The 18,047-nt window shown below is 68.1% G+C and carries 15 protein-coding genes; 8 read left to right on the top strand and 7 right to left on the bottom strand.

The genetic code is table 11. The features are described from left to right. The first annotated feature begins 219 nt into the window (after positions 1-219). Positions 220-1,176, top strand: a complete 957-nt coding sequence (locus AB0M14_RS18735) for a hypothetical protein (protein ID WP_364996429.1) — start codon at positions 220-222, stop codon at positions 1,174-1,176. Between the two features lie 4 nt (positions 1,177-1,180). Here AB0M14_RS18735 and AB0M14_RS18730 read toward each other — a convergent pair whose 3' ends face one another. Then, positions 1,181-3,145, bottom strand: a complete 1,965-nt coding sequence (locus tag AB0M14_RS18730) for a VanW family protein (protein WP_364996426.1) — start codon at positions 3,143-3,145, stop codon at positions 1,181-1,183. Between the two features lie 334 nt (positions 3,146-3,479). Here AB0M14_RS18730 and gnd point away from each other — a divergent pair, with 334 nt between their 5' ends. Together gnd and AB0M14_RS18720 are read left to right on the top strand one after the other, a co-directional pair. Continuing rightward, entirely contained in the window at positions 3,480-4,508 is a 1,029-nt protein-coding gene (gene gnd / locus AB0M14_RS18725) for a phosphogluconate dehydrogenase (NAD(+)-dependent, decarboxylating) (protein ID WP_364996424.1), read from the top strand. A gap of 161 nt (positions 4,509-4,669) precedes the next feature. Next, a complete protein-coding gene (locus AB0M14_RS18720) occupies positions 4,670-6,424 on the top strand; it encodes an SDR family oxidoreductase (protein ID WP_364996421.1) in 1,755 nt (584 codons plus the stop codon). A gap of 77 nt (positions 6,425-6,501) precedes the next feature. Here AB0M14_RS18720 and AB0M14_RS18715 read toward each other — a convergent pair whose 3' ends face one another. After that, positions 6,502-7,815 (bottom strand): acetyl-CoA C-acetyltransferase, encoded by a 1,314-nt coding sequence (locus AB0M14_RS18715; protein ID WP_364996418.1) that lies wholly within the window; start codon positions 7,813-7,815, stop codon positions 6,502-6,504. 174 nt (positions 7,816-7,989) lie between these two features. Here AB0M14_RS18715 and AB0M14_RS18710 point away from each other — a divergent pair, with 174 nt between their 5' ends. Further along, complete coding sequence (locus AB0M14_RS18710; protein ID WP_364996416.1) at positions 7,990-9,348, top strand: 3-oxoacyl-ACP reductase; 1,359 nt, start codon at positions 7,990-7,992, stop codon at positions 9,346-9,348. Next, on the top strand, positions 9,348-10,214 hold the full coding sequence (locus AB0M14_RS18705) for a MaoC/PaaZ C-terminal domain-containing protein (protein ID WP_364996413.1): 867 nt from the start codon (positions 9,348-9,350) through the stop codon (positions 10,212-10,214). Before AB0M14_RS18710 ends, AB0M14_RS18705 begins: the two co-directional genes overlap by 1 nt. A gap of 59 nt (positions 10,215-10,273) precedes the next feature. Here AB0M14_RS18705 and AB0M14_RS18700 read toward each other — a convergent pair whose 3' ends face one another. The 4 genes from AB0M14_RS18700 to AB0M14_RS18685 all read right to left on the bottom strand — a co-directional run bounded on the left by AB0M14_RS18700 (position 10,274) and on the right by AB0M14_RS18685 (position 14,796). Further along, complete coding sequence (locus tag AB0M14_RS18700; RefSeq protein ID WP_364996411.1) at positions 10,274-11,479, bottom strand: DUF5685 family protein; 1,206 nt, start codon at positions 11,477-11,479, stop codon at positions 10,274-10,276. 105 nt (positions 11,480-11,584) lie between these two features. Beyond that, on the bottom strand, positions 11,585-12,799 hold the full coding sequence (locus AB0M14_RS18695) for a DUF5685 family protein (RefSeq protein ID WP_364996409.1): 1,215 nt from the start codon (positions 12,797-12,799) through the stop codon (positions 11,585-11,587). A 99-nt stretch (positions 12,800-12,898) separates the two neighbouring features. Then, complete coding sequence (locus AB0M14_RS18690) at positions 12,899-13,498, bottom strand: TetR/AcrR family transcriptional regulator (RefSeq protein WP_209885723.1); 600 nt, start codon at positions 13,496-13,498, stop codon at positions 12,899-12,901. 146 nt (positions 13,499-13,644) lie between these two features. After that, positions 13,645-14,796, bottom strand: coding sequence for a glycoside hydrolase family 3 N-terminal domain-containing protein (locus AB0M14_RS18685; RefSeq protein WP_364996405.1), 1,152 nt, complete (start codon positions 14,794-14,796; stop codon positions 13,645-13,647). Between the two features lie 130 nt (positions 14,797-14,926). Between AB0M14_RS18685 and AB0M14_RS18680 the strand changes: the two genes are divergently transcribed. Both AB0M14_RS18680 and AB0M14_RS18675 read left to right on the top strand, forming a co-directional pair. Next, positions 14,927-15,406 carry a universal stress protein gene (locus AB0M14_RS18680; protein ID WP_364998941.1) on the top strand — a complete coding sequence of 160 codons (480 nt, stop codon included), beginning with the start codon at positions 14,927-14,929 and terminating at the stop codon, positions 15,404-15,406. Between the two features lie 253 nt (positions 15,407-15,659). Continuing rightward, complete coding sequence (locus AB0M14_RS18675; RefSeq protein WP_364996403.1) at positions 15,660-16,754, top strand: isochorismate synthase; 1,095 nt, start codon at positions 15,660-15,662, stop codon at positions 16,752-16,754. Positions 16,755-16,911: 157 nt separating this feature from the next. On the opposite strand, the gene AB0M14_RS18670 is transcribed toward AB0M14_RS18675, so the two are convergent. Beyond that, positions 16,912-17,682: an SDR family NAD(P)-dependent oxidoreductase gene (locus AB0M14_RS18670; protein WP_364996400.1), complete on the bottom strand. Its 771-nt coding sequence runs from the start codon at positions 17,680-17,682 to the stop codon at positions 16,912-16,914. A gap of 184 nt (positions 17,683-17,866) precedes the next feature. On the opposite strand from AB0M14_RS18670, the gene AB0M14_RS18665 reads away from it, so the two are divergent. Continuing rightward, positions 17,867-18,034 (top strand): DUF2613 domain-containing protein, encoded by a 168-nt coding sequence (locus tag AB0M14_RS18665; protein WP_356972122.1) that lies wholly within the window; start codon positions 17,867-17,869, stop codon positions 18,032-18,034. Positions 18,035-18,047: the final 13 nt, after the last annotated feature.

Below are 18,047 nucleotides of genomic sequence, written 5' to 3'. Positions count from 1 at the left end.
AAACAAAAACACGGGTCAGCACCCTTGAACGGAACCTCCCCGGGGGCAACGTACAGCACATGTCACCGAAATGCGCTGTCCGATAAACATTTTCGATTCGCTTTCCAACCCTCGATACCATCGCACGCAAAACGAGTCTCGCACCCGCAGCTCCGATTTGCGTAGCGGCGGCCGATCGGGAAAAGTACGCCGGTTCTGTCGCGTTCGAGGAGTGGTCTCATGGGTTACGACATCAGCTTTCACCCGATCGACATCGGCCTGGTCGAGCAGCGGGTTGTTCCGTTTTTGGCCGGCCACGGCGGCGATCATGATCTGGACGACCTGATCGACCACGCGGTCCGGCAGGCGAAGGTCCGGTTCCGCGCGAACGCCTGGGGATTGGGGACCCGAAAGGCTTATGCAGGCCCCGATTTCGACACTTTTCTCTACCTGTGGGGCCGTCCGTTCTTCGTCACCGAAGAAGATCCGGCGGCGGTCGCCGAAACCGTTGCCCGATACTGCGATTCCACTGTCGACCAGGTCGACGACTTGGCCCGCGGCCAAATCGCACTGATCGATCCGGCGCTGGTGAATCATGTCGAGCCCGAGGTGAGCGGGACGCTGCCCACCGACGAGAACCTGGCCATCGGTTTCCGCTGGAAACTCGATTTACTGCGGGATGCGGCGCTGGCGTTGCGCGCGGGCCGTCAAACCATCCGCAATGCCGACGGCGACGATATTTCCGCCGCGGGCGCGCTCACCGGCAACGCCCAATTCTGTGTGGTCGAGTTTCTCGCCGCCCTGCTCCCCGGCTGGATCGAACGCGGCAAGGTGTGGCCGAGCGAACTGGCCGAGCGCGCGGACACCGAGGACTACGTGCCGCTGTCGGGGAACGAGCCGCTACTGGGCTCGCTGCCCACAGAATTCCCCGCCCTGCATTGGGAATCCGACTGGACCATCTCCAGTAACTACAGCATCGGCGGCTACGCGACACCCGCGGACATCCGCCCTTTCCGAAACTGGCTGTCCGGCAACGCCGAAGCGCTCGACGAGGTCGGCGATCAATGGGACGACCGCCCCTATGTGCGCAAGGCGCTCCGCAAGATCGACGAAGCCTTGGCCTTGGCCGAGTTGACCGGGTCGGGCTTCGTCGAAGCGGCCGAAATCTACATTCCTATGCAGGGCACTATGAACTGAACGCTCACTCGCACTTCACGACCGGGATGGGGTCGTATTTGACGGTGCGGGTGTGGCGGGAGACCTCTTTGCCGGTTTTGCGGTCCTTGATGACGCGGGTGTCGGAAATGGTGAAGCCGGGCGCGCCCTCGGAGGCGATGCAGTCTTTGCCCTTGGGGAGTTTGACGGTGTTGGGTTCGGTGGGCTTGGTCTTCTCGCCGGTGATGGACTCGACCTCGACCGATTTCGTGCCCCAGAGGCGAACGGTGATGTCGGAGCCGGTGGCGATGGCTTCGATGTAGACGCCGGTGGGGGTGCTGTTGCGGAATTTGAGGTCGATGGCGCCGTCGAAGACGGTGGCTTCGCGGGCAGCCGGGTAGCGGGAGATGTAGTAGCTGTGCTCGGTGTGGCCCGCGTCCTCCATACCGGCGAAATAGGCGGCGTTGTACAGGGTGGTGGCGAATTGGCTGATGCCGCCGCCGACAGCGGTGCTGGGGCGGCCGTGGTCGATGATGCCGGATTCGACATAGCCCTCGGCGACGCCGCGGGGGCCGGTGAAGTCGTTGAGCGAGAAGACATCTCCCGGTTTCACGACCGCGCCGTTGACCTTGGCCGCGACGGTGCGGATGTTCACGCCGGAGGGGCCGCTGAAACCGCCGGTGGTGAACGAGCCCATGGGTTCGACGATCTTGAGGCCGTTGGCGGCCTCGGTGGTGAGTTTGGGCGCGACCTTCTCGTAGATCGCCGGGGCGGAGCGCTGCGCGGGTGAAAGCAGCAGCGCCGGAAGCTGATCCAGCGTTTTCTGCCAGTTCACCTTGTTGCCGACGACGGCGGGGACGACCCGGGCCGCGCTGCCGGCGACGGCGAAGGTGGCGTCCTTCGGCTCGATCTCGGAGGGCGCGAGTTGCGGTGCGAGCAGGCCGATGGCGATGTTCTGGTCGTACTTCGCGGCGAGACCGCCCTGGCCGTCGGGAACGAAGGACAGAATGGTCCCGATCTGAGCCGGGTCGAGCTTCGCGGTGGCTTCCTTGCCCGTGGCGTCCTTGCCGGTGAACGTCACGTCGGCGGAGACCGCGGGGGTGGCGATCTCGTTCAAGGCTTTGGTGAGCGCCTCCGGCTGCACGGTGACCGGCGCCGGATGCACCGGCAGGTCCAGGGCCGCGCCGAGCACCCAGTTGTCGATCAGGGTGGTGCGAGCGGCGGGCGCGTCGAGCTCGCGGCCGGGCACCGGCGGCACGGCGACCGGCTTGGCGTCGTCGAACCTGATGGTGCCCTCGACGGTCGGGCGATCGTGCACCCGCAGTGCGGTGAGCTGCTGGTCGAGCGCGCTGTCGTCGACGCTGCTGGCGACCTGGACGGTGCGCATCGTGAACATCGAGGCGAAACGGGTGAACGGGTTGATCGGCTGGCCGCCGATGTTGTCCCAGGTGGCGTCCCAGTCGACGGCCAGACCGGCGGCGCTGGGCAGCAGCTGGGTCTGCACGTCACCGATGCGGATCGGCAGTTCCTGAGCGGATCGGCCGGACAGGGCGGCGCGCAGTTTCGCGTCGGCCGCGGCCTTGTCCATCCCGCCGATGTCGACGCCCGCGACGACCGTGCCGCGCGGGACCTCGCCCGAGGACCGGATCCAGTCGGTGGCGTAGCCGATGAGACCGACCGCGAGCAGGGCGCCCGCGGCGATTCCGATCCGGCGGGTGGTCGGCGATTTCCACCAGGCGCCGGAGCCGGAGCCGGGCGCCGGCTTCGCGCGGGTGGCGGCGACGGGGCGCAGGACCTCGGTGGGCGGGTCCTCGATCCGCTGCTGATCGGAGAACGCGCGCTGATCGTCGCGCGCGACCGTCCGCAGCGGCACCGTCGGCATCGATTCGTTCTGTGATCCACCCGACTGTTCGGCGGCGGCTGTGCGCTTCGCCTCGAGCAGTTGGCGCAAGGTGACTTCACCCTGCCCTCGACCGCGGTCGTGGCGTCCGGTACTCGACTCGTTCGTCACGAACCGTCCTCCCCGTGTCTCTGAAACAAATACAGTCAGGTGAAAGGCACTCGCCCGGTGCGAGTCTCCGCCCACGATAGTGGGCCGCGCCGACACCGTCCGCACAGCACGGACGAGCAGCCGGCGCCCCGCAAAACATACGGAAAGGCTCCGCGCAGTTGCCGGGTCGGGGGTCTGGCAACTACGCGGAGCCGATCTGTTTATCGGCGACCCGCTACGCGTGTTACATCCCGCCTCACCAGGTTTCCGGCCCACCACGCGGGACAATCGGAAACGGACTGGATCGCATCACCGCCAGCGCTTCGGCGAAGCCGTACACGAGGAGAGGGATGGCATGCAGCTGGGAATGATCGGACTGGGCCGGATGGGCGCCAACATCGTGCGCCGCATCGCCAGGGACGGGCACACCGCCGTCGGCCTGGATCGGCACCCCGAGAACATCGAGATGTTGCAGGGTGAGCTAGGTAAGAGCTTCAGTGGAACCACCGAGCTGACCGAGTTCGTGGCGAAGCTGGAGACGCCGCGGGTGGTGTGGGTGATGATCCCGGCGGGCGCTACCGGGGCGATGGTGGACCAGCTGGCGGGGCTGCTGGAACCCGGCGACATCGTCATCGACGGCGGCAACAGCCGGTACCACGAGGACATCGCGCGGGCGAAAGAATTGCAGCCCAAGGGGATCCACTATGTCGACATCGGAACCTCCGGTGGCGTCTTCGGTTTGGAGCGCGGCTTCTGCCTGATGATCGGCGGCGAGTCGGAGCAGGTGAAATACCTTGACCCACTGTTGAAGTCGATCGCGCCCGGCATCGGCGCGGCGGAGCGGACGCCCGGACGCCAGGGCGAGCCGTCGGAATCCGAGCAGGGCTACCTGCACTGCGGGCCCGCGGGCGCCGGGCATTTCGTGAAGATGGTGCACAACGGCATCGAATACGGGGCCATGGCCGCCTACGCCGAAGGCCTGAATATCCTGCACAAGGCCAACATCGGGGCCGAGCACGACGGCCAGTTCTCCGCGGAGGAGACACCGCTCGACCACCCCGAGCACTATATGTACGACATCGACATTCCCGAGGTGACCGAGGTGTGGCGGCGCGGGTCCGTGGTCGCCTCCTGGTTGCTCGATCTCACCGCCGGTGCTCTGTACGCGGATCCGGCGCTGGAAACCTTCAGCGGACGGGTGTCGGATTCCGGCGAAGGGCGCTGGACACTGGACGCCGCCGTCGACACCGGAGTGCCCGCGCCCGTGCTCGCGGCGGCCCTGTTCCAGCGGTTCTCCTCGCGCGGCGAGGCGCTCTACGCGGACAAAGCGCTCTCCGCGATGCGCAAGGCCTTCGGCGGCCACAACGAGCTGCCCGGCAAGTAGCGCTCCAATTCCGCTGCGGGGCTCGGTGATTCGAGACCGGGCCCTGCCGTGTCGCGAGGGCGCCTATTCTGTGGGGTTTCGGGACGGACGCGTCTGGGACAGAATGGGTGCGGGAGACGTAGTTCCGAGGACCAACGGCGGTCCGGATGTGGGGTGAGTCCATGGTTGTCAAACACCTGGTGCGCAACGGTGCGGTAGACATCGCGGTGTACGAGCAGGGCACGCCGGACGGGCCGACCCTGTTGCTGCTGCATGGCTGGCCGGACACCCACCACCTGTGGGACAACGTGGCGCCCGAGTTCCTGGATCGGTTCCGGGTGCTGAGCGTGGACAATCGCGGACACGGCGAGTCCACCAATCCGCCTGGCTCCCTGGATATCTCCGTCGACACATTGGCGCAGGACTATGTAACGGTGATCGAGGAACTGAGCCCGGACGAACCGGTGCACGTCCTCGCGCACGACTGGGGCAGCGTGGCGATGTGGGAGGTCGTGTGCCGCCCCGACGCCCGTCGGCTGGTCGCCTCCTTCACCTCGGTCTCCGGGCCGAGCCTGGCGCACACCGCGCAGTGGGCCCGCAGCAGGCTCGCCCGCCCGACCCCGCGCAATATCGCGCTGCCGCTCGCCCAGCTCGGCTCCTTCGCCTATTCGACGATTCTCGCGCTGCCCGCGTTGCCGCACGCGGCGATTCGGTTCGGAATGAGCGAAGAGCGCTGGCGGACCATGCTTTCCAACAGCGAGGGGGCGCAACCCGACAAGATCCATCTCGCGCCGACCTTCAAGCAGGACATGACGAGCGGGTTGCGCATCTACCGCGCGACCTGGTTCGCGAATCCGCTGCGCGCTCGCGACGCGCGCACCGAGGTGCCTGTGCAGATCATCATCGGCACCCGGGACCCGGCGGTGCGCCAATCCGCGTACTCCGACGAGGACCAGTGGGCCGAGGAGGTCTGGCTGCGGGTGGTGAAAGGCGGGCACTGGCTGCCGTTCTCGCATCCGGAACTGCTCGCCTCCGCCACCATGGAACTGATCGACGCGACCGCCGGCGCGCCGCCGGCCCGCAGTCTGCGCCGGGCCCGGATGGGCGCGCACCGCAGGCCTTTCGAGGATCAGCTGGTCGTGATCACCGGGGCCGGTAGCGGAATCGGCCGCGAGACCGCCCTGGCTTTCGCCCGCGACGGCGCGGAAATCGTTGTCTCCGACATCGATCTCGCGGCGGCCGAGGAAACGGTGGCGCTGCTTGCCAAGGAAGGCGGCGTAGGCCACGCCTACCAACTCGACGTTTCCGACGAGCAGGCCGTCGGCAAACACGCCGAGGACGTGCTTGCCGAGCACGGCGTTCCCGACGTCCTGGTCAACAACGCGGGCATCGGCCAGGCCGGCCGCTTCCTGGAGACCTCCGCCGAGGACTTCCAGCGCGTCCTCGACGTGAACCTCAGCGGCGTCGTGCACGGCTGCCGCGCCTTCGCCGGGGCCATGGCCGACCGCGGGCTCGGCGGTCACATCGTCAACCTGTCCAGCATGGCCGCCTACGCGCCCCAGCAGGGTTTCACCGCCTACTCCACCAGCAAGGCCGCGGTCTTCATGTTCTCCGACTGCCTGCGCACCGAACTGACCAGCAGCGGCATCGGCGTCAGCACCATCTGCCCCGGCATCGTGCACACCAACATCGTCCGCACCACCCGCATGTCCGGCGTCTCCCCCGAAACCGAAGCCCGCATGCAGGACCGCTACGACCGCCTCTACCGCCTCCGCGGCTACACCCCCGACCGAGTCGCGAGGCAGATCGTCCGTGCGGTCCAGAAGAACAAGAAGGTCGTGCCCGTGACACCGGAATCGCGCGCCCAGTACTACCTTTGGCGCTTCGCCCCCGCCCTGGTCCGTTTCGCCACCGAACGCACCACCCTCATCCGCTGAGCAGGACGAACGAAACCGCGCCCCGGAACACATGTTCCGAGGCGCGGTCCGGTTGACTCAGCTCAGGGCAGGAGCTTTCAGCGCTCCAGGATCGCCACGACGCCCTGGCCGCCGGCGGCGCAGATGGAGATCAGCGCGCGGCCGGATCCCTTCTCCGCCAGCATCTTCGCAGTGGAGGCGACGATGCGGCCGCCGGTCGCCGCGAACGGGTGACCGGCCGCGAGCGAGGAGCCGTTGACATTGAGCTTCGAGCGGTCGATGGCGCCGAGGGCGCCGTCGAGGCCGAGGCGCTCCTTGCAGTACTGGTCGGACTCCCAGGCCTGCAGGGTGGCGAGGACCACGGAGGCGAAGGCCTCGTGGATCTCGTAGTAGTCGAAGTCCTGCAGGGTCAGGCCGTTGCGGGCCAGCATGCGCGGGACCGCGTAGGTGGGCGCCATCAGCAGGCCGTCCGGGCCGTGGATGTAGTCGACCGCGGCGACCTCGGAGTCGACCAGGTAGGCCAGGGTCGGGAGGTTGCGCTCGGCGGCCCACTCGTCGCTGGCCAGCAGCACCGCGGAGGCGCCGTCGGTGAGCGGGGTGGAGTTGCCGGCCGTCATGGTGGCTTCGCCGGCTTTGACGCCGAACACCGGCTTCAGGGTGGACAGCTTCTCGATGGTGGAGCCGGGACGCAGGTTGTCGTCACGGGTCAGACCGAGGAACGGGGTGATCAGGTCGTCGAAGAAACCGCGGTCGTAGGCGGCGGCCATGTTCTTGTGCGACAGGTAGGCCAGCTCGTCCTGCGCCTCGCGGGCGACGCCGAATTCCTTGGCGGTGATGGCGGCGTGCTCACCCATCGACAGGCCGGTGCGCGGCTCGGCGTTGCGCGGGATCTCGATGCCGACCATGGACGGGCGCAGCTGGCCGACCAGCTTGAGCCGGTCCTTGTTGGACTTGGCGCGGTTGGCGTCGAGCATCCACTCGCGCATGGTGTCGCTGACGCCGATCGGGGCGTCCGAGGTGGTGTCGGTGCCGCCGCCGATGCCCGCGTCGATGCGGCCCGCGGCGATCGCGTCGCCGACGGTGACGATGGACTGCAGGCCGGTGCCACAGGCCAGCTGCAGGTCGTGGGCGGGGGTGTAGGGGCTCAGCTTGGAGCCGAGCACGCTTTCGCGGATCATGCCGTGCTCGCCGACGCGCTTGAGCACGGCGCCGCCGACCACCATGCCCAGGCGCTCGCCCTGCAGGTTGAACCGGCTGACCAGACCATCCAGCGCGGCGGTGAACATGTCCTGGTTGGACGCGTGCGCGTAGGCCTTGTCCGAGCGCGCGAACGGAATCCGGTTGCCGCCCACGATCGCGACGGGCTTCGGCTGCTTCACAGGCTTCTTGGCCGAACGGGCTTTGCTAGTCACTCGAGTCTCCACGGTCTCGTCGGATGTCCGGGGGTAATGCGCCCCGTCGGTGTTGGTTTACATTAAACTTACTCTGGAGTAAGTTCATTGTCGACACCGTACCCCGTGACGTGCGTAATTCGTGCCCGGGGCACGGACGCGAACGCGACAAACCACGACAGAAAAGGTGGAACAGTGGCAGCCAGCAAGAGCAAGGGTGCTCCCAACCTCTACGGATCGTTCGTACACTCCGCGCCCGGGCAGTTCCTGGCCAGCAAGTTCGGCCTGCCGCAGCCGGAGAACCTGCGCCGCTACAAGGCGGGCGAGCCGCCGCTGAGCGGCCCGGTGCTGATCGGCGGCAAGGGCCGCGTCGCGGAGCCGGTGCGGAACCTGTTGTCCGACTACACCTTCGCCGACTCGCTGAGCCAGGGCACCAAGTACGGCGCGCTGGTCTTCGACGCGACCGGCATCGGCTCCATCGAAGACCTCTCGCAGCTGTTCGAGTTCTTCCAGCCGGCCCTGCGCAGCCTCACCGCGTCGGGTCGCATCGTGGTCATCGGCACCACGCCGGAACTGACCTCGAGCGTCGACGAGCAGATCGCCCAGCGCGCCCTCGAGGGCTTCACCCGCTCGGTCGCCAAGGAACTGCTGCGCGGTTCGACCGCACAGCTGGTCTACCTCTCGCCCGAGGCTTCCGCGGCGGCCACCGGCCTGGAATCCACGCTGCGCTTCCTGCTTTCGGCCAAGTCGGCGTTCGTCGACGGCCAGGTCATCCGGGTCGGTTCCGCCGACTCCGTGGCCCCCGCCAGCTGGGACAAGCCGCTCGCGGGCAAGGTCGCCGTGGTCACCGGCGCCGCCCGCGGCATCGGCGCGACCATCGCCGAGGTCTTCGCCCGGGATGGCGCCACCGTCGTCGTCGCGGACATCCCGGCCGCCGGTGAAGCACTGTCCGACACCGCCAACAAGGTCGGCGGCACCGCGCTCGCGCTCGACGTCACCTCCCCCGACGCCGCGGAGAAGCTCGCCGAGTTCTGCACCGAGCGCTTCGGCGGCATCGACATCGTCGTGCACAACGCCGGCATCACCCGCGACAAGCTGCTCGCCAACATGGACGAGGGCCGCTGGAACTCGGTCATCAACGTGAACCTGGCCGCGCCGCACCGCATCACCGAGGGCCTGGTCGCCCGCGGCGCGCTCAAGGAAGGCGGCCGCGTCATCGACGTGTCCTCCATCGCGGGCATCGCGGGCAACCGCGGCCAGACCAACTACGGCGCCTCCAAGGCCGGTGTCATCGGCATGGTCAACGCCGAAGCGCCCAAGCTGGCCGAGAAGGGCATCACCATCAATGCCGTCGCGCCCGGCTTCATCGAGACCGCGATGACCGCCGCCATCCCGCTCGGCACCCGCGAGGCCGGCCGCCTGATGAGCTCGCTGCTGCAGGGCGGCCAGACCGTCGACGTGGCCGAGACCATCGCCTACTTCGCCAGCCCGGCATCGAACGCGGTGAGCGGCAACGTGGTTCGCGTCTGCGGTCAGTCCCTGATCGGAGCATGATGACGCAGATGATCACGCTCACCGCACCACCCAAGAACAGCAGCCTTTTCGTCAAGGCCGCGCTGGGAGCCGTTCCGGTGCCGCTGCTTTCGGCGCGCGGCAACAAGCTGCCCGACCGCGTGGTGCGGCTGGAAGGCTTCCGGGTCGATCCCGATCACCTGGCCGCCTACTGCCGGGCCACCGGTCTGCGTTTCGGTGACGCGCTGCCGCTCACCTACCCGTTCGTGCTCAGCTTCCCGCTGGCCATGCAGCTGGTGGTGGCCCGCGACTTCCCGTTCGTCGCGGTCGGCGCGGTGCACGCGGAGAACCGGATCGAGCGCACCCGCGCCATCTCGGTGGCCGAGCCGCTGGACTTCGAAACCCACATCGAGAACCTGCGCGAGCACCCGAAGGGGCTGCTGGTCGACGCCGTCACCGAGGTGAACGTCGGCCGCGAACTGGTGTGGCGGCAGGTCACCACGTTCCTGCACCAGCAGCGGACCTCGCTGTCGGGCGGGCCCAAGCCCGAGCCCAAGCCGGACGAGGTGCCCCCGCCGCCGATGCGGCAGTTCCGGGTCGATCAGAAGATCATCAACCGGTACGCGGCCGCCTCCGGCGACCACAACCCGATCCACACCTCCGCGCTGGGCGCCAAGGCTTTCGGATTCCCGAAGCCGATCGCGCACGGCATGTGGTCGGCGGCCAACATCCTCGCCAACATCGAGGGCCGGGTCCCGGACCAGGCCACCTACGCGGTCAAGTTCGGCAAGCCGATCCTGCTGCCGTCCACGGTGAACGTGTACGCGGATCAGGTCGAAGGCGGCTGGGATCTGGCGATCCGGAACCCGAAGAAGGGCTACCCGCATCTGACGGCGACCCTGCGCTGAGCTGATTCACGAGACCCGCGCCCCGAGTCGACGACTCGGGGCGCGGGTCGTCGCGGCCGCTAACAGCTGCAATCACAGCAGTCGCAGCAACCGTCGCAGCCGCATTCGGGGCCGCCGCCGTTACCGCTGCCTTTCTTCTTCTTGCGCTTCTTGCCGCAACCGCAGTCGGCGCAGCAGTCGCGGCAGCAATTGCCGCAACCGCCCTTCCACCAGGCCGGCTTCGGTTCGCCGCTGCACGGTCGGCGGTGGTCGGCGCAGCAGGCGTAACCGGTGCAGTAGCCGCCGACGAGCAGGCCGATGGATTCGGCCAAGCCGGGACGAGGGCGGGGCGGCAGGCGCCGCGGACCGCCGGGGTGGTGACTGTGCGCGGAGTGGTCGTGCGAGGTGTTGCAGACGTGGGCGATCGGTGCGCCGACACCGGTGCCGAGGCGGCGCATCAGCGCGGTCAGTGGGTCGAGCAGGATCCAGCGAACGGTCGGAATGTCGGCCAGCTCGGCTGCCGCGACCGCTCGTCGCAGGTCTGAATCCGATTGGCGCAGTATGTCGTAGGCCTCGGGGAGGTCGGTGCCGGTGGCAGCGAGTGGGTTGAATCGGCCGTTCGCCAGGTCGTCTTCGAAATCCTCGACGGCGTCGGCCAGGTGGGCAATTCGGCCGAAGTGTTTGCCTGCCTCGCGCATCGGCTCGATGTTGTCCCGCTGACCGGCGAGCACCGCGGTGTGCGCGAAGAATTCGGCGGCGCAGATCTGGGTCGGAACGGTCAACGCGTCCAGTGACCCCGTGGACGCGTTCCGTTCCAGCTCCGACTGCGAACTGATCGCGGCGACAAGCGGTTCGATGTCGAGGCCGATCCGCGCGGCTTGGCTCCGCGCGCCGTTGGCCCAGCGGTTGGAGACTCGCGCCATCGGGCGTCTGGTGAGCACCGAGCCGTCCCGATCCTCGACGTGATCACGAATCTTGGCCGACCCCAGCAGCAACGACGCCGTCGAAGCCAGCAGCACACCCGGCGAATCCGCGGCCGCGACCTCGGCTCGCTGCATCCCCCGCAGTGCGCACGGACCGGCGGTGGTCCGGCGCATCGGCGCGGCCAACTGCGCCTCGGTCAGCACGCTCAGCACGATCGCGTCGGTATTCGTCGCGGCCCGAGCCAATTGACCCTGCCTGTCACGCAAACCCAAACACAGGCCGCACATGTGCGCCCGCCACTGTGCTGGATCGATTCCGTACTTCTCGGCGCCGTGCGAACACGGCTTCAACATCCCGAACATTTCCGCCCCGATCTCCCGGCCACGCGGCCGGTCCGTGCCAGTTGATCTCACGCACCCTGTCAGGACGTCGAGGACATCGCAATCCGGCGAGTGGCGTCGGACGAACTAGCAGCTGCAGTCGCAGCAGCAACCGTCGCAGCAACAGCCGTCGCCGCCGCAGCTGCAGCAGTCACCGCAGTTGGAGGCGCACTCGGCGCAGTCGCAGCAGTTGCCGCAATGCTCTTTCCACCATGCCGGGCGCTGTTCACCGGAGCACGGCCTGGTGTGATCGGCGCAGCAGGCGTATCCGGTGCAGTAGACGCCCATGATCAGGGCGAGTGATTCGCCGACTCCCGGGCGCCGATGCGGCGGGCGGCGGCGCGGTGGTTCCTGGTGTGGCGGCAGCTGGGTCGGGCTGCCTGGGTAGTGATTCTGTTCGTGCCGGGCATGGGATGTCTTGCAGACATGGGCGATCGGCGCTCCGACACCGGTGCCGAGGCGGCGCATCAGCGCGGTCAGCGGGTCGAGCAGGATCCAGCGGACAGTGGGGACATCGGCCAGCTCGGCTACCGCTACGGCGCGGCGCAGGTCCGAATCCGATTGGCGCAGTAGGTCGTAGGCCTCAGGGAGATCGGTGCCGGTGGCAGCGAGTGGGTTGAATCGGCCGTTCGCCAGGTCGTCTTCGAAATCCTCGACGGCGTCGGCCAGGTGGGCAATTCGGCCGAAGTGTTTGCCCGCCTCGCGCATTGGAGCAATGTTGTCCGTTCGACCGGCAAGCACCGCGGTGTGCGCGAAGAATTCGGCGGCACAGGTCTGGGTGGGGACGGTCAACGCGTCGAGCGAGCTCGCCTCGCGGGATGCGTTCCGCTCCAGCTCCGACTGCGAACTGATCGCGGCGACAAGCGGTTCGACATCCAAGCCGATGCGTTCGGCCTGGATTCTCGCGCCGTTGGCCCAGCGGTTGGAGACTCGCGCCATCGGGCGTCTGGTGAGCACCGAGCCGTCCCGATCCTCGACATGATCACGAATCTTGGCCGACCCCAGCAGCAACGACGCCGTCGAAGCCAGCAGCACACCCGGCGAATCCGCGGCCGCGACCTCGGCCCGTTGCATCCCCCGCAGCGCACAGGGCCCAGCGGTGGTCCGGCGCATCGGCGCGGCCAATTGGGCCTCGGTCAGCACGCTCAGCACGATCGCGTCGGTATTCGTCGCGGCCCGGGCCAATTGGCCCTGCCCGTCACACAGACCCAGGCACAGCCCGCACATGTGTGCCCGCCACTGCGCCGGATCGATCCCATACCTCTCGGCGCCGTGCGAACACGGCTTCAACATCCCGAACATTCCGCCCCGTTATCCCCCGGTCCACCCGGACCAGTCCGTACCAGTTGATCTCACGCACCTTGGCAGGACGTTAACGGCAGCGCAATCCGAATCCGGCGCTTATTCGGCCTTCTTGCGACCCTTCAGGCCGCTCCAGGCGAGGTCGTCGAGGAGATTGACGGCCTCTTCGACTTCGATGCGGCCGCTGGCGACGCGGTCGGCGATGGCCTCACCGGCTCCTATCACCGCGACCGCGACCACGTCGAAGTTGGTGCCGGGTTCGGCGTGCTTGGCGCTGGATTCCAGCAGTTTCGCGGTGAGCTCGATGACGCGTTCGCGGGCGTTCTCGATCTCCGAGGCGAAAGCTTGCTGGCCGATCGCCTGACGGTAGAGCACCTGCCAGGAGCGGCGGTTGGCGTCGACGAAACCGAGGAAGCCTTCCAGCGCGGTACGGACCTGCTCGTGCGGTGACAGCAGCGGGTTGCCCGCGGGTGCGACCGATTCGATGAAGCGCAGGCCCTCCCGCTGGATGCAGGCGCGGAACAGTTCGTCCTTGGAGCCGTAGTACAGGTACAGCATCGGTTTGGAGATCTTCGCCTCGGCCGCGATCGCGTCCATCGAGGTGTCGTGGAAACCTTTGCGCGAGAACACCTCGACGGCGGCGTCGAGCATCTGCTGCTCACGAACCGCCCGGGGAAGTCGCTTCGTTCCGCCCGCCATCCACTGTCTCCTACCGCAAGGTGAAGCCCCTATATTACTCCAAGGTAAGTTCGGTGGGCACGATTTGCTCACCGATCGCCTGTCTTATCTGAGAGCCGGGGGCAGACAGCGATCCTACGGCCCGGGGGTACCGGACGGAGGCGGCCTTAACACTGCGTTGAGATGCCCTTGTACTTCGCCATCCGCAGCACCGACGCGTCGACCTGTGCGATCGGGAGCTTCCCGCTCGTCACGGCCTGCTCCAGCTGATCGAGCACCTCGGACACCGCGGCCGTGGTGATCCACAGCGCGTTGTCGGCGCCGGCCGCCAGGGCCGCCTGCACCGCGTCCGCGATGTCCATCCGGGCGGTGATGGCCTTCATGCCGCTCAGGTCGTCGGTGAAGATGACGCCGTTGAACGGCGCCGCGCCGTAGCCGACGCCGTTGCGCAACAGCGCCATCGCCTCCGGGCTGATGCTGGCCGGCACGTTCGGGGTGGTCAGGCCGGGCACGTCGAGGTGGCCCACCATGACGGCGGCGCCGGAATCGACCAGATCGCGGTAAGGCGCCAGGTCGGAGCCGATCAGGTCGGCCAGCGGCGGCGTGCGGACCGAGCCCTGATGCGAGTCGCCGGAGCCGTTGCCGTGGCCCGGGAAGTGCTTCATGACCGAGCCGAGCCCGACCTCGTTCATAGCGCGGATGTAGGCACGGGCGTAGTTGGTGACGACCTGCGGGTCGTCGGAGAACGAGCGGTCGCCGATGACGGCGTCGTCCGGCTCGCTGCTCACGTCGACGTCGGGCGCAAAGTCGACGGTGATGCCGAGATCCTTGAGCTTGCGGGCCCGGATCAGCGTGGCCTGATAGAACTCCTCCGGCGTCATGGTCTCGGCGGTCACGCGGGCCGACGGCGCGGCGCCGATCAGGTCCTTGACCCGGGAGACGCGGCCGCCCTCCTCATCGATGGTCACCATCAGCGGGACCTTCGCGGCCTCTTTCACCTGTGCGACCTGGCCGTTGGCGAGGAACGCCTTGTCGGTGAAGCTGCCGACGAAAATGCCGCCGACCTGCTCGTCGCGCACCACGTTCGCCGCGTCGGCGGCGCTGCTGACGCCCACGGTCAGCAACTGCGCCAGCTTCTCGCGCGGGGTGAACTGGGCGAGGTAGGCCGCGTTGCAGTCACGTTGCACGGTGGTCGCGGGCCCGGCCGAGGGGGCGGTCGGCTCGGACGACGGCGAACCGGAATTGGACGAGCCGCCACCGGAGCAGCCGGTGACGACCGAGGTGAGAACCGCGAGCAGGACGAGAGGCGTCTTCCGCATGAGGATTCACGCTAGTGCGCCGCGCCGTACCCGGCATCCCCGGGTACGCGGCGGCCGCGCGCCGACCCCTGCGACGGGTGTGCCGGGAGTAACCTTGGGAGGTAGCCGAACCCCGCACCGGGAGGTCGCCGTGCCCTGCGATCTGATGCTCATCGCGTACGACGGATCCGAAAATGCCAAGCGCGCCATCGAATACGCCGGGCGGTTCCTCTCGGCGAACCGCGCCGTGGTCCTCACCGCCTGGGAGCCGATGGTGCGCCAAGCCGCGAAACTGTCGGGGTTGTCCGGCGTCATGCAACCGGAATGGCTGCCCGACGAGGAGATCGAGGACATCGCCTACGTCGACGCCCGCACCATCAACACCGAGGGTGTGCGGCTGGCGAAACTCGCCGGGCTGAACGCGGAGGCGCGGACGGCCGAGTGCAGTACGACGATCTGGAACACGATCGTGGAGTGCGCGGACGAGCTGGATGTGGACATCATCGTGGCGGGCACCCGCGGCGCGACCGGCGTGCGCGCACTCCTGCACAGCAGCGTCGCCGACGCGGTCCTCAAGCACTGCCACCGCCCGGTGCTGATGGTTCCGCCCGGCAAAGAACCAGCCAAATAACCGAACGTCAGGATCTCGTCACGCAACTCCTTGCCGCGCCACACTGGGCGCAGGATCGTTGGCGGGCGCAATCAGGGTTATGCGCCTGCGTGGCTGGTCCGGTCCGGCCGGGAGATGGCGGATGTCGAGCGCAGGGGTTTCCGGCGGGACTGGTCCGGTGCCGGGAGATGGTGGGCGCGGCGGGAGGGTTGGGGTGAGACGTGCGTCGCTGGGGCGGAATCGGCGGTGGGTGCGGGGTTAGGGTCGAGGGACCATGGACGGATTCCTGCTTGCTCAGCCCAGCGGTGTGATGCGCGCGGCCGGGAGTCGCCGCAGCTTCGACGAGGTGGGGGCAGCGGTCGACGCGCTGCGTAGCGGAGCGGGCGAGCTGGTTGTCGGTGCGCTGCCGTTCGATCCGAGCCGACCGGCGGCGTTGACGGTGCCCGAGCAGGCTGAGCACACAGCGGGGCCGTGGCGGCCGGCCGCGGTGCCGGATCTGCCGCCGGTGCGAGTGGTGACCGAAATGCCGAGCCCCGCGGAACATATCGCGCGCGTCGCGAAACTGGTCGAGCAGTTGAACGATCCCGGGCAGCCGTTGCGCAAAGTGGTTGCCGCGAGATCCGTTCTGGCCGAATCCGATAGCGCACTGGATCCGGAGACGGTCGCCGCGCACCTGCTCACCAGGCATCCACACGCGAATGTGTTCGCGGTCGATCTGTCACCTGCTGGGCGACCAGGGGCGACGCTGATCGGCGCGACACCCGAAGTGCTCGTCGCCCGGCACGGCAGCACCGTGACGCTGCGGCCACTGGCCGGGACCATGCCACGATCGGCCGATCCGGAGGCGGATGCCGCGCGGGCACAGGAGTTGCTGTCCAGCACCAAGAATCGCGACGAGCACGCCTTCGTCATCGACTGGATCCGCGACATCCTCACCCCAGTTTGCCGCGAGCTGCACATCCCCGACGGCCCGGAATTGGTTCACACCCACGAGGTTTGGCACCTGGCCACCCCGATCACCGGCACCCTGCGCGATCCCTCCATCACCGCCCTCGACCTGGCGATCATGTTGCACCCGACCCCCGCCGTTTGCGGCACCCCCACAAACCTTGCCCTGGAAGCGATTACCGAAACTGAAGAAGATCGCGGCTTCTACGGCGGCGCGGTCGGCTGGTGCGACGCCAACGGCGACGGCGAATGGGTCGTCGCCATCCGCAGCGCCGAACTCTCCGCCGACGGCCGCTCGATCCGCGCCTTCGCCGGCGGCGGCATCGTCGCCGCCTCGGACCCCCGCGCCGAACTCGACGAGACCACCGCCAAACTCCGCACCCTCCTCGGTGGCCTGCACTGCACGCTGCCCGAACACTGAGCCGGATCGAAGTCGCCGCAACCGGACTCGGCCGCGGCACCACCAGCGGTCAGCTCGGTCTACGCCATGCCCGCGACAATCGGGAATGTCATGGCCGCTCGCCGCAACGCGGCCGGACGACAACGGTCTGGGGCGGCAACCAGCCGGGCCACAACGGCTAGCGGCCGACGCGGTCGGCCGGTCCGTTGCGGGCGACGCGGCGCATCAACCAAGGGGCGGTTCGCCAGAGGCCGTGGGCGAGTTTGGCGTCGATGCCGACCGAGCGCATCGGCGGGTTCTTGTCGACTGCTCGCAGAATCGCCGCGGCGACCTTCTCGGGTGGTAAGGCTCTGCGGTATTGCTCGCCCATGCGGATTCGCGCGGCGGCTTCGTCCTCGGTGGAGAGGTCGACGAAGCGGGTGCTCGTGGTGATCGGAGTTTTGACCTGCCCGGGGCAGATGACGGTGACGCCGACGCCGTGGGCGGCCAGTTCGCCGCGGAGGGATTCGGAGAACATCACCACGGCGGCTTTCGTCGCGCCGTAGGCCGACAGCGAGCGGGACGGAGCGAAGGCGGCCGCGGAGGCCACGTTGACGATATGTCCGGAACCGCGCTCGGCCATGGCGGGCGCGAAGACGCGGGCTCCGTGCACGACGCCGAGGAGGTTGACGCCGACGATGCGGTCCCAGTCGGCGGCGGTGGTGGCCAGAAAGGGGCCGGTGATGCCGATGCCCGCGTTGCTGACCAGCACGTCGGGGACGCCGTGGTCACGCAGGACCGCCGCGGCGAGCTCTTCCATCTGTGCCGCGTCGGACACGTCCGCGCGGTAACCGTCCACGTCGGCGAGGTCGACGCCGATCACCCGGGCGCCTCGCGCGGCGAAGGCGCGGGCGGTGGCCTGGCCGATGCCGCTGGCCGCGCCGGTGACGACCACCAGTCTGTCGCTCATGACCGGGATCATGCCGAGTTCCGGGCCGACGCGCATTTCGGTGTCCCGCAGGCCGGAAGTTTCGGCTCATTCCGGCCTTTCTCCCAGGTCGACCTGCGGATCGCCGGGCTGAGGGTAGGAAGTGATCTGGACTACTGCTAAGTTGCTCCGGAATGTGCCTGCATCAATGTATTGGAGTGCCGCGATGAAGTTTGCTGTTCCTGGGGTTGCGAGTGCGGTCGCCGGCGCGGTGTTGGGCGTGATCGCAGTGTTCGCGATCACCGCGGCGGTGCAGCAGAACACCCGCCCCGAGCTGGACAAGGGCGACCCGGACTCCTCGCTGCTCAACAACGTCGAGTACGGCGCCCGCTGACCCCGTTCTCCGT

This window comes from Nocardia sp. NPDC051832 (assembly GCF_040681285.1).
GTDB lineage: Bacteria > Actinomycetota > Actinomycetes > Mycobacteriales > Mycobacteriaceae > Nocardia.
This window is presented reverse-complemented; position numbering and strand designations above follow the sequence as displayed.